Consider the following 11,507-nt stretch of genomic DNA (forward strand, 5'->3'; position numbering starts at 1 on the left):
TCCATTGCAATAATTCTAACAAATGTTAGAATATGAAGGAGAACGTACCGAATCAAGTTCTCTACGAAGGTCTATTGGAGAAGGAGGACCTCCTTATGCGAGGGTTGAGTGGGAAACGGGTCATCGTGACCGGCGGCGGCAGCGGCATTGGTCGCGCGGTTTGCGGACGGTTCGGCGAAGAAGGTGCCGAAGTCGCCGTTTTCGATCTGAACAAGGATGGGGCGGAAGAAACTGTCCGACTGATCACCGAGGCTGGCGGAAAGGCGCAGGCCTTCAAGGTAGATATCACCGACCGCGCCCAGGTCGACAAGGCGGTGGCCGAATTCGAGGCCGGAGGCCCGATCGATGCGCTGGTGAACAACGCCGGCTGGGACGTGATTAAACCGTTCCTCGATACAGATGTCGATCTCTGGAAAAAGGTCATCGACATCAATCTATACGGTCCGCTGAACATGCACCACGCGGTGCTTCCGGGCATGGTGAAGAACGGTGGTGGCCGCGTTGTCAATATCGCGTCCGACGCTGGTCGCGTCGGGTCATCGGGCGAGGCTGTCTATTCGGCCTGCAAGGGCGGCATCATATCGTTCACCAAGACTGTAGCGCGCGAACTTGCACGCAAAGGTATTCAATTGAACGCCGTCGCCCCCGGCCCGACCGATACGCCGCTGTTCGCACAGGTTGCCCAGGGCGAAGCTGGTGAAAAAATTGCCGAAGGTCTCAAGCGGGCAATTCCGATGAAGCGCCTGGCGCAGCCGACAGATTACCCTGGCATCATCTGCTTCCTGTCGTCGGATGACGCCGGATTCATCACCGGCCAGGTGATATCGGTTTCGGGCGGCTTGTCCATGCACGGTTAACCGCTGGTCGCAGCGCCTGTTACATGGCGCTGCGACCAAGCCGTGACAAGATATTTTACCTCCCCGACTGGCCGCGCTCACTGTGCGGTCTTTTTTTGAAGAAAGGTGATGAATGTTTCAGCCAGACTCTGACATTCAGCGTTCAAGCACGCTGACCGCTTTTCTGAAGGACTGGGGCATTGACAGTTACGAAGATCTCGCCCGCCGCACCAATGAGGACCCGGACTGGTTCTGGGGCCGGATCATCGACCACGTCGGCATTCGGATCGCGCGACCCTACACACGATTGCGGGACATCTCCGAAGGTTCAGAATCGGTCAGATGGGCCGTCGGAGGCACTTTGAATCTGACGGAAACCTGTCTTGACGCCCGAATTGCCGATGGCCTGGGCGAAAAAGTCGCGATCGACTGGATCGGCGAAGACGGAAGCCGCCGCCGCTGGACCTATTCCCAACTTGCCGCCGAAGCCGCCCGCGCCGCCTCGGCCCTTGACGCGCGCGGCGTAAAGCCCGGTCAGGCGGTGGGCATTTATATGCCGATGATCCCCGAAATCGAGGCCGCGCTGCTGGGTATTGCCCGACTGGGCGCGGTCGCGGTGCCGCTGTTTTCCGGCTTTGCGCCCCATGCCATCGTATCGCGCCTGAACGATGCCGGTGCCGTAGCGGTGCTGACAGCGGATGCCACACCCCGGCGAGGCAAGCCGGTCTGGATGGAGGCGGCGCTTGCCGAAGCCCTGACCGAGGTGCCTTCGGTGCACACCGTGGTCAGCCTGCGACGGTTCGGCGGCGCGGTGGCCGATCCGACCCGCGATCTCGACTGGACCGAAACCGTGGGCCCCGCCAGTCCGGATTTCGCCGCTGTTCCCGTCAAGGCCGAAGATCCCTTCCTTATCGCCTATACATCGGGCACCACCGGGCGGCCCAAAGGCGTCGTGCATACCCATTTGGGGGTGCAGGCCAAGGCCACGGCTGATTTCCTGCTTTGTCTCGACATGAAACAGGATGACCGGCACCTGTGGATGACCGACATGGGATGGGTCATGGGACCGCTCACCCTTTTGTCGGTGCTGCTGTCGGGTTCAACGCTGGTGCTTGCTGAAGGCGCACCATCGATGCCCGGCGATTCGTTCAGACTTTTGCGCCTTGCGTCCGAGATGAAGGTCACGCATCTCGGCGTGGCGCCAACCCTGGTACGGCAGTTCATGACGCAGGAGCTCGAGCCGCTGACAGACTACGACCTGTCGCCCCTGCGCATTGTCGCCTCGACCGGGGAACCCTGGACCGAGGACGCCTGGCGCTGGCAACTGGATCATATCTGCCGCCGCCGCGCGGTGCCGCTGAACATCTCGGGCGGGACCGAGTTGTTCGGTGCTATTCTGACATCGACCGTGCTGCACGAAATCAAGCCCGGCGGATTTTCCGCCCAGGCCCTGGGGGTCGGCGCGAAAGTGCTGCGCGAGGACGGCAGCGAAGCCGCGCCGGGCGAGGTGGGCGAACTGGTCGTTACCCAGCCGCCTCTGGGGCTGACCCCGGCCATTTGGGGCGACCGCGATCGCTACCTTGAAACCTACTGGTCCACCTTCCCCGGCCTCTGGCGGCACGGCGACTGGGTGCGCTACGATCCGGACGGGACATGGTTTATCCTGGGCCGGTCTGACGACACGCTGAACATCGCCGGTAAACGGATCGGCCCGCCCGAGATCGAGGCGGCCCTGACCGAGAGCGGAGAGGTGGTGGATGCCGCCGCCATCGCGGCACCTGACGACATCAAGGGTGTGGCCGTCGTCTGCGTCTGCGTGGCGGCACCGGATGTGTCGCTGGACGCGGACCTCGTGGACCGGCTCAAGGATCGGGTCGGAGAGATCGTCTCGAAACCCTTCCGCCCGCGCGAGATCCACTTTGTCGAGGCGCTGCCAAAGACGCGTAGTATGAAAACCATGCGCCGGGTCGTGCGCGCCGCCTTCCTCGGCGAAGATCCAGGCGATCTGTCGTCGATCAGCAACCCTGAAACCATTCAACCCATCGCAGACCTGCAAAAGGAAAAGCCATGATCACTGTATTCGGAGCCACGGGCACCACCGGCGCGCCTCTTGTCGACACGCTTCTGGCAAAGGGCGCTACCGTGCGCGCTGTCACCAGTGACCCGGCAAAGGTTGGCACGCTCAAGGCCAAGGGATGCGAGGCGGTCGCCGCGGATTTCACCGATCCCGCCGCGCTGGCGCGGGCCTGTGACAGGGCAGAAAAGATATACCTGGTCACGCCTGCCCATCTGGACATGCGCCAATGGAAGGCGAACGTGATCGAGGCGGCCAAGGTCGCGGGGGTGCGCCATGTCGTTGTGGCCACCGGGCTGGGTGCGTCACCCAAGGCGGGGCTGACCTTTGGCAAATGGCATTCCGACACCCAGGAACTCTTGAAGCAAAGCGGCCTTGACTGGACCTTCGTTCAGCCGACCTATTTCATGCAGAACCTGCTCTGGCAGGCCGGCAGCATTGCGAAGAATGCGGTGTACTACGATGATCTGGGCGGCCCCGTTGCCTGGATCGACGCCCGCGACATCGCGGATGTCGCCGCCGAGGCGCTGACCGCTCCGGGTTACGCAGGCAAGGGTCTTGGTCTGACCGGGCCCGAAGCGCTGACCGGAGATGATATCGCGGCCCTTCTGTCCGAGGTGACAGGGCGAAATGTCACCTGCGCGCCCCTGTCGGCCGAGGATACCAAGGCGTCCATGATCGCCGGCGGAATGCAGGACGAGGTCGCCGGGGCCATGGTCGAACTGGCGTCCATCGCGCCCAAGGGCTACCTTGCCGGTATCGAGACCACGGTCAGCGACGTGCTGGGGCGCCCTGCCCGCCGATTTGCTGATTTCGTTGCCCAGAACCGGGATGCTTTCGTCCAGTGACCTGACGGCGATTGTCGGGCTGACAGGCGTGGCCGGATAACGGGCGGCCGGGCGGGACTCTGCGTTCCCGCCTCGACCGCCCCAAGCCGCAGGGGCCGGTCACCGGTCCGTGGCCCTGGTTCAGCCCTGCCAGCGCAGTGTGACTTCGGCCAACCGCTTGCCATAGGCGCGCGCGGTGTCCAGATCGCCACCGGCCGGGAACTCTTCGGGCGCGCTGTCGGAGGGCGCGATTGCCAGAAGGCCGGAATAACCACCTGTCCAGTTCATCTTTTCCGGGCCGTCGGCCTTGGTATTCGGCGCCATCAGCCCGACGCCGCACCAGATCTGGCCATGCTGTTGCGACAGCGTGATGAAATACTGGATGGTCGAGAATTTGTCACCGTTGACTGTAGCCGAGGTGGTGAACCCACCGGCGATCTTGTCCTTCCAGTTCTGCGTGAACCAGGGCTTCGAGCTGGCATCGGCGAACTTCTTGAACTGCCACGCGGGGCCGCCCATGTAGGTCGGACTGCCATAGACGATGGCGTCGGCAGCATCCAGCGCCGCCCAGCCGGCTTCGTCAAGTTACCCATTTTCGGGCAGTTTCAGAATCTTGGCTTCGGTGCCTTCAACACTTCTGACCCCTTCGGCCACGGCGTTCGCTTGAACCTCCGTGTGCCCATACCCGCTGAAATAGACAATTGCGACACTCGTCATGTTTTCGGTCTCCTTCTCGGTTTGAAACGCAATGCTGACGGCTTAGGATTGACGGTTACAAAAAGAAAGCGGATAATTATTTTACACCAACGCGATGATCCGGACAATCATCGGCAGGGGAATTCCCATCTTCGGTGTAAGTCACCGGAATACATTAATATTATATCAGCACCGGACGGGCTCACGGGATGTTATGTTCATGACCTCACATCCATTGTGCGCCGGTGTATCAACTGGTTTCGGCTTTCTCGTCCCCGATCCATGTTTCGAGCACATGCCGCTGAACCTTGCCGCTGGTCGATCTGGGAAAGTCCTCGAACGCGATAAAGCGAAACTCGCGCGGCCGTTTGTAGCCTGCGAGGCTTTCGCGGCACAAATTCATCAGCGCCTCGGCATCCGGCCCGTCATTGCCGCAGGCGACAAAGGCCACCGGGCTTTCCCCCCATTTCGTGTCAAATGCCCGCACCACCGCAGCATCGACTACACCGGGGTGGGATAGAAGCACACGCTCGATTTCCGCAGGATAGACATTCTCGCCGCCGGTCTTTATCAAGTATTTGGCCCGGTCCACAAAGTCGACCGTGCCGTCCACATTGCGCCGGAAAAGGTCACCCATGTGGAAGAAGCCGTTGCGAAAGTCGCGGGCGTTGGTGTCGTCGGCGTTCCAGTACCCTGAAAACAACGTTGGGCCCCGCACTGCCATTTCGCCCGGCGTTCCATCGGGGACTTCGCGGTCGTCAGGATCGACCAGCCGAACCTCGCAAAATGCGCTGATGCGCTTGGAAAGCCGGTGCGGGGTAACACCCGGCGCAATCAGATCGGCGGTCCCCGGCGGCAGGCCGGTTTCGGTTGCCCCGAAGGAATTCAGATAGGGCGTGTCCAGAAGGCCCGTCAGTTCCGCGATTTGATGCGGCGGCACCAGATCGGCCATTGCGCCGCAAACCTTGATGCCCTTCACCGGCAGAGGGTTGGCGCGCCGGTCTGCGATAAAGGCGTCCAGCGCACCCGGCATCATCACGAACCAGCCGATCCTGTGGCGCGACAGCGCCTCGTTGATGACCGCAGGCTGCAAACCATCCACCATCACCACGGTCCCGCCCCGCAGGATTGTCGCCAGCGCATGATCGGTGGACGCCATGTGGAACATCGGTGCCCAGGCGATGAACCCGTCGCTGGGATCCAGCGCCAGTTGTGCCGCAAAAGCCATGGATCGGGCGATATGCGCGCGGTGGCTGATGAGCGCCCCCTTGGGCAGGCCCGTGGTCCCCGAGGTGTAAAGGATCGTCAGACCGGCCTCTGGATCGTCTACCATGGTTCCGGTGCGCGGGTCCGGTTCGACCCCGGCAATGGCCGTGTCCAGGTCTGGCCCGACGGTCAGACAGGGTGTCGCCGCGACGGCCCGATAGGCTTCTGAAAGATCCGGTTCGGCGACGGCGAGAACCGGCGCGACCAGATCGATGCAATGCCGCAGTTCATCGGGAGCAAGCCGCCAGTTCAGGCAAGCGACGATCGCGCCGATTCCCGCCGCAGCCAGTTCGACCTCCAGGTATTCAGACCGGTTGTGCGACAGGATCGCGATCCTGTCGCCGGGTGCCACGCCTCTTGCCAGAAAGACGGCAGCCAGACGATCGACGCGCCCCAGCAATTCGCCGTAGGTCAGTTTCTTGCTGCCGTCCTCAATGGCCAAAGCCCCGGCGCAGTCCTGTGCGCGGGTTCGAAAGATCGAATACAGATCAGCGCGCCCTGCACGGATGACGTCGGTCAGCATGGTTTCCTCCCTTGCCAGGGCTTCGGTTCAGAGACTTTGCGCCAGACGCACCCCTTCATCAATGGCGCGCAGAGCATCAAGTTCGGCGGCCTCCTTTGCCCCGCCGATCATCGTAACCGTGACACCGCGGGCGGCAAGCTCCTCTGCCAGGGCGCGTTCCGGCTCCTGGCCGGTGCATAGCACAATCGTATCGGCCGAGATGATCATTGGGCTTTCGTCCGTGAGGATATGCAGCCCCGCGTCGTCGATGCGGTCATAGGTCACCCCGCCCATCGCCTCGACCCCGTGTTTGCGCAGCGCGTTGCGCAGAATCCACCCTGTTGAAACTCCAAGCCCCGCGCCCGGTTTTGCTGTCTTGCGCTGAAGCATAACGACTTTGCGTCGCGACGGTTTCGGTGCCAATGGATCGCCAGCCAGGGCGCCCGGGGTGGCAAACTCGGGGTCCACGCCCCATGTTTCGCAAAAGGCGTCTGTGTTGGCGGCCTCGGCGGGTTCGGTCACCAGGAATTCGGCCACATCATGGCCAATGCCACCGGCCCCCATCACCACGACACGGTCGCCCGCCTCGCGGTCGCCGGACAGGATTTCCGCATAAGTCGCGACGCTGGGATGGTCGATACCCGGCAGGTCGGGAATACGCGGCGTGACCCCTGTGGCGATAACCACATGGTCGAAACCGTCAAGATCGTTCACGTCGGCCCGCTGCCCCAGCCGCTGTTTGGCCCCGTGCTTTCTCAGCTGACCGGCATAATACCGCAGGGTTTCGTCGAATTCGTCCTTGCCCGGCGCCGCGCGGGCCAGATTCAGCTGGCCGCCCAGTTTGTTCTGCGCTTCGAACAGCGTGACATCGTGGCCCAGCCGCGCCGCCTCGGCCGCCGTGGCCAGGCCCGCCGCGCCGCCGCCAACCACAGCCACTTTCTGCGGCGCGTCAGTTGGCGTGTCCCGAAATTCGGTTTCACGCCCGGCGCGTGGGTTGACCAGACACCCGACAGGCCGGTCCGAAAAGATGAAATCCAGACAGGCCTGGTTGCAGGCGATGCAGGTGTTGATTTCGTCCGCGCGGCCGTCGCGCGCCTTTTTCACGAAATGCGGGTCGGCCAGAAACGGGCGCGCCATCGAGATCATGTCTGCATCGCCAGAGGCAAGGATGTCTTCGGCAAGCTCGGGCGTATTGATTCGGTTCGAGGCGACCACCGGAATCGATACCGCCGCTTTCACGTTGGCCGCTGCCTTGCGCCAGGCGCCGCGCGGCACCGGATAGGCGATGGTCGGCACGCGCGCCTCGTGCCAGCCGATGCCGGTGTTCAGAATATCCGCGCCTGCCGCCTCGATCTTGCGCGCCAGTGCGGCGATTTCATCGGCGGGCGCGCCGCCCTCGACCAGATCGGCGGCGGAAATCCGGTAGATGACCAGAAAGTCGGGCCCGCAGCGTTCACGCACCGTGCGCACGATCTCGACCGGGAATCGATGGCGCTTCTCGGCGCTTCCGCCCCAGTCGTCTTCGCGCTTGTTGGTGTGGGTAACGGTGAATTCGTTAATCAGGTATCCCTCGGACCCCATGATTTCGACGCCATCGAACCCGGCCGCCTGCGCGTTGGCGGCTGCCGCGGCGAAATCCTCGATGGTGCGGCGGATGTCAGCATCGGACATTTCACGCGGGACGAAACGGTTGATCGGTGCACGGATCGGCGACGGGGCCACACAACCTTCGATTTTTGCATAGCGCCCGGCGTGGAGGAGTTGCGCGCAGATCAGGCTGCCTTCGGCCTGCACCGCCTCGCAGATCGGGCGCAGGCTGCGCGCCTCTTCCGGGTCGTCGATTCGCGGACCTTCGGGATCGAATATGCCCTCGGCATTGGGGGAAAACCCGCCGGTGACCAGAATCGCCGCCTCCCCCCGCGCCCGCTCAGAATAAAAGGCGATCTGTTTGGCTATGCCGTCAGGCTCGGTTTCCAACCGCGTGTGCATCGACCCCATGATGACACGGTTTCGCAATGTATGCTGGCCTGCGCGGATCGGCGAGAGCATGGTCCCGAAGCTCTCCGTTGGCTTATTTTCCATTGTGGGCATCCTCCTCAAAACTATGCTTGATCTGTATTCTAACAAATGTTAGATTTTTGGAAAGATAAATTTCGGTCATTGGGAGGAGCACCGATGCATTTCCAGCCAACAGACGATCAGAAGGCTTTTCGCGAAACCGCGAAGCGCTTCGCAACTGAAAAGCTTGCGCCCACATATCAGGAGCGCGCAAGCGGCCATACCTTTGATCGTGCGCTGATCAAGGAGATGGGCGCACTCGGTCTGATCGGGGCCGATCTGCCGGAAGAATTCGGCGGACTGGGTGAAAGCTCTGTCGCGTCAGGGCTGATCGTCGAAGAGATCGCCTATGCTGATTTCAACGCAAGTTACGTGCAGCTTCTCGGCTCTCTCATGGGCGGAATGGTTGCCAAGCATGCCTCCCGCGACATCGCGGCGAAATGGGTGCCCAAGGTTGTTTCGGGTGATGCCGTCATTGGTCTGGGTCTGACAGAGCCGCGCGGCGGATCGGACGCGGCGAACCTGATTCTGAAGGCCGAGAAATCCGGAAACGGTTGGCGGCTGAACGGTGAAAAGACATCCATGAGTTTTGCCAGTCAGGCCGATGCGGCGGTCGTCTTTGCCCGCACCGGCGATCCTAACGGTGGCTCACGCGGGGTCAGCGCCTTTTTTGTCGATCTGAACCAGGACGGCATCAAGCGCACGCATTTTGACGACATCGGCACCAAGCCCGTCGGGCGTGGGTCGGTGTTCTTTGACGACGTCTTCGTGCCGGCCGAAAACATGATGGCCGAACAGGATCGCGCCTTCGGAACGATCATGGCCGGGTTTGATTATTCGCGCGCACTGATCGGGCTGGAGTGCCTGGGTGCCGCGCAAGCGTCGGTGGATGAAACCTGGGCCTATGTCCAGGAACGCGAAGCCTTTGGTGCGCCGATTGTGCAGTATCAGGGCGTCAGTTTCCCGCTGGCCGAAGCCGAAACTCAACTGACCATGATGCGCCAGCTTTGCTATTACACGCTGGACCTGCGCGACCGTGGTCTGCCGCATACGTCCGAGGCGGCCATGTGCAAATGGTACCTGCCCAAAACCGCCTGCGAGATCCTGCACCAGTGCCTGATCCTGCACGGACATTACGGCTATACCACCGACCTGCCTCACCACCAGCGCTATAACGATGTGCTTGGTCTGCAGATCGGTGACGGCACCGCGCAGATCCAGAAGCTGGTGATTGCCCGCGAGAAGGTCGGACGGATGGCGCTGCAATATGACAAGAAGGCGACGGGAGCTCAGAAATGAGCAATCCCATTATCGTCACGACCGAGGGCAACACCGGCATCATCGAGCTGGCCCGCCCCGAGAAATTCAATTGCCTGTCACTTGACGTGCATGAGCGCATATCTGCCGCGCGTTCGGAATTCGAGGCGAACCCGGATATCCGGGCGATCCTCATCCGGGCACAGGGCAAGAACTTTTGCACCGGTGCCGATCTGGTGGAAGTGAAAGGTAAATTGAACGATCCCGCCGCGCTGGATCACTTCATCGCCTTTGGCATGGAAAACCTGCGTGCGCTCGAAACCTCCTCCCTCCCTGTCGTGGTGGCAGTGCAGGGGTTGTGTCTGGCCGGCGGGATCGAACTGATGTTGGCTTGCGATGTGTGTTTCGCCGCCGAAACCGCTCAGTTTGGCGATCAGCATGCACAATTCGGACTGATTCCCGGTTGGGGCGGCTCGCAGCGGCTAACGCGGTTGATGGGGCAGCGCCGGGCGCTCGACCTGATGTTCTCAGCCCGCTGGCTTGCGGCGGGCGCGGCCAAAGAGGCCGGTCTGGTCAACTATATCGTGCCGGATGCGGATCTGCATCAGGCCGCGTTGGAATACTGTCAGAAAATCACCACCCGCTCGCGTCCCGGTATCGCCGAGATGAAGCGGCTGGCGCGGGAAGGCACGGACCTGGGCATCGACCAGCAAATGCGGCTGGAACGTGACGCCGCCGTGCGCGCGCTGCCCAGTGATGACGTCGCCGAAGGGCTCGACGCGTTCGAGAACCGGCGCACCCCTGAATTCAAGGCCTGAGGACGAAACATGGAATTCACTTTGAACGACGAACAGCGCCAGATTTACGAATACGGCGGTCAGTTGGCGCAGAAATACGACAATGCGTATTGGCTCGACCACGCCCGCAGGCATGAGTTCCCGCACGAGATGTTCAAACAGATTGCTGACGATGGTTTTCTGGGCATCATGGTGCCCGAGGAATACGGCGGCGCCGGCCTTGGCATGACCGAAATGGCGTTGTTCATGGAGGGCACCGCCAATCACGGCATACCGCTTCTGATGATGGTGGTCGGGCCGACCATGTCGCTGGCCCATATCGCCAGCCACGGGAGCGAATTCCACAAGAAGGAGCTGCTGCCGGCTGCCTGCCGCGGTGATATCCAGTTCTGTTTCGCGATCACCGAACCGGGTGCCGGGTCGAACACGATGAAGGCCACCACGCTGGCTAAGCGTCGGGGCAACCGGTTCAGCCTGTCGGGCGAAAAGACCTTTATCACCGGCGCCGAGGTGTCGGACTATTGTCTGGTGGTGGCGCGCACCAAGCCGCACACAGAAGTCAGCCGCAAGACCGACGGCTTTACCCTGTTCGCCGTAGATCTGAAGAAAAAAGGCGTCGACAAGCAGCGGGTGAAGATCTCGATCCCCCTGCCCGAAGAACAGTGGACCTTGTTTTTCGACGAGGTGGATCTGGGCCCCGAGGATGTGGTCGGCGAGGTGGACGAAGGGTTCTCGATCCTGTTCGACAGTCTCAACCCCGAACGCATCATCCTGGCCGCTTTGTGCTGCGGCATCGGCCGCTTCGCGCTGAACAAGGGCGTGGCCTATGCCTCCGAGCGCAATGTTTTCGGCCAACCCATCGGTGCACACCAGGGCGTGCAGCACCCGATGGCCAAGGCGCACACAGCGGTCGAGATGGCCAGCCTGATGACCCGTCGCGCGGCCTGGGAATTCGACAACAAGCTGCCCGCGGGGGCCTCGTCGAATATGGCCAAGTATGCCGCCGCCGAAGCTGGGATCGAAGCGGTGGACGCCGCGCTGCAGGCGCATGGCGGATCGGGTTTCACCGAGGATACGGGACTTTACGAGATGTATCCGCTGGTGCGCCTGTTGCGTACGGCACCCGTGAACCGCGAGCTGTGCCTCAGCTTCATCGGCGAAAAGGTCATGGGTCTGCCGCGGTCCTATTGATCG

The 11,507-nt window shown here is 62.0% G+C and carries 10 protein-coding genes; 6 read left to right on the forward strand and 4 right to left on the reverse strand.

What is annotated here, in order from left to right:
• Nucleotides 1-32 precede the first annotated feature (32 nt).
• The 3 genes from AC5EFR_RS00430 (at nucleotide 33) to AC5EFR_RS00440 (ending at nucleotide 3,758) form a co-directional block, all read left to right on the forward strand.
• On the forward strand, nucleotides 33-857 hold the full coding sequence (locus tag AC5EFR_RS00430; protein ID WP_341235577.1) for a glucose 1-dehydrogenase: 825 nt from the start codon (nucleotides 33-35) through the stop codon (nucleotides 855-857).
• Between the two features lie 112 nt (nucleotides 858-969).
• On the forward strand, nucleotides 970-2,907 hold the full coding sequence (locus AC5EFR_RS00435; RefSeq protein ID WP_027238765.1) for an AMP-binding protein: 1,938 nt from the start codon (nucleotides 970-972) through the stop codon (nucleotides 2,905-2,907).
• Nucleotides 2,904-3,758, forward strand: a complete 855-nt coding sequence (locus AC5EFR_RS00440; protein WP_027238764.1) for an SDR family oxidoreductase — start codon at nucleotides 2,904-2,906, stop codon at nucleotides 3,756-3,758. The genes AC5EFR_RS00435 and AC5EFR_RS00440 overlap by 4 nt, the downstream gene beginning before the upstream one ends.
• A 120-nt stretch (nucleotides 3,759-3,878) precedes the next feature.
• Here AC5EFR_RS00440 and AC5EFR_RS00445 read toward each other — a convergent pair whose 3' ends face one another.
• The 4 genes from AC5EFR_RS00445 to AC5EFR_RS00460 form a co-directional block, all read right to left on the reverse strand.
• On the reverse strand, nucleotides 3,879-4,298 hold the full coding sequence (locus tag AC5EFR_RS00445; protein WP_205855511.1) for a flavodoxin family protein: 420 nt from the start codon (nucleotides 4,296-4,298) through the stop codon (nucleotides 3,879-3,881).
• A 24-nt stretch (nucleotides 4,299-4,322) separates the two neighbouring features.
• Entirely contained in the window at nucleotides 4,323-4,454 is a 132-nt protein-coding gene (locus AC5EFR_RS00450) for an NADPH-dependent FMN reductase family protein (protein ID WP_276202234.1), read from the reverse strand.
• Nucleotides 4,455-4,683: 229 nt separating this feature from the next.
• On the reverse strand, nucleotides 4,684-6,222 hold the full coding sequence (locus AC5EFR_RS00455; protein WP_027238763.1) for a class I adenylate-forming enzyme family protein: 1,539 nt from the start codon (nucleotides 6,220-6,222) through the stop codon (nucleotides 4,684-4,686).
• Between the two features lie 27 nt (nucleotides 6,223-6,249).
• On the reverse strand, nucleotides 6,250-8,283 hold the full coding sequence (locus AC5EFR_RS00460) for an FAD-dependent oxidoreductase (RefSeq protein ID WP_027238762.1): 2,034 nt from the start codon (nucleotides 8,281-8,283) through the stop codon (nucleotides 6,250-6,252).
• A 93-nt stretch (nucleotides 8,284-8,376) separates the two neighbouring features.
• Between AC5EFR_RS00460 and AC5EFR_RS00465 the strand changes: the two genes are divergently transcribed.
• Genes AC5EFR_RS00465 through AC5EFR_RS00475 form a run of 3 tightly spaced genes read left to right on the forward strand, consistent with a single transcriptional unit; the run spans nucleotide 8,377 to nucleotide 11,504 of the window.
• Complete coding sequence (locus AC5EFR_RS00465) at nucleotides 8,377-9,558, forward strand: acyl-CoA dehydrogenase family protein (RefSeq protein ID WP_027238761.1); 1,182 nt, start codon at nucleotides 8,377-8,379, stop codon at nucleotides 9,556-9,558.
• Nucleotides 9,555-10,334 (forward strand): enoyl-CoA hydratase/isomerase family protein, encoded by a 780-nt coding sequence (locus AC5EFR_RS00470; protein WP_027238760.1) that lies wholly within the window; start codon nucleotides 9,555-9,557, stop codon nucleotides 10,332-10,334. The genes AC5EFR_RS00465 and AC5EFR_RS00470 overlap by 4 nt, the downstream gene beginning before the upstream one ends.
• 9 nt (nucleotides 10,335-10,343) lie before the next feature.
• Nucleotides 10,344-11,504, forward strand: a complete 1,161-nt coding sequence (locus tag AC5EFR_RS00475; RefSeq protein ID WP_027238759.1) for an acyl-CoA dehydrogenase family protein — start codon at nucleotides 10,344-10,346, stop codon at nucleotides 11,502-11,504.
• The last annotated feature ends 3 nt before the right edge of the window (nucleotides 11,505-11,507 follow it).

Source organism: Pelagimonas sp. (assembly GCF_058892305.1).

Bases quoted from the DNA above. Each gene is read 5' to 3' on its own strand.
- AC5EFR_RS00465 (WP_027238761.1), top strand. From the start codon at position 8,377: ATGCATTTCCAGCCAACAGACGATCAGAAGGCTTTTCGCGAAACCGCG.
- AC5EFR_RS00435 (WP_027238765.1), top strand. From the start codon at position 970: ATGTTTCAGCCAGACTCTGACATTCAGCGTTCAAGCACGCTGACCGCT.
- AC5EFR_RS00460 (WP_027238762.1), bottom strand. From the start codon at position 8,283: ATGGAAAATAAGCCAACGGAGAGCTTCGGGACCATGCTCTCGCCGATC.
- AC5EFR_RS00440 (WP_027238764.1), top strand. From the start codon at position 2,904: ATGATCACTGTATTCGGAGCCACGGGCACCACCGGCGCGCCTCTTGTC.
- AC5EFR_RS00455 (WP_027238763.1), bottom strand. From the start codon at position 6,222: ATGCTGACCGACGTCATCCGTGCAGGGCGCGCTGATCTGTATTCGATC.
- AC5EFR_RS00430 (WP_341235577.1), top strand. From the start codon at position 33: ATGAAGGAGAACGTACCGAATCAAGTTCTCTACGAAGGTCTATTGGAG.
- AC5EFR_RS00470 (WP_027238760.1), top strand. From the start codon at position 9,555: ATGAGCAATCCCATTATCGTCACGACCGAGGGCAACACCGGCATCATC.
- AC5EFR_RS00475 (WP_027238759.1), top strand. From the start codon at position 10,344: ATGGAATTCACTTTGAACGACGAACAGCGCCAGATTTACGAATACGGC.
- AC5EFR_RS00450 (WP_276202234.1), bottom strand. From the start codon at position 4,454: ATGACGAGTGTCGCAATTGTCTATTTCAGCGGGTATGGGCACACGGAG.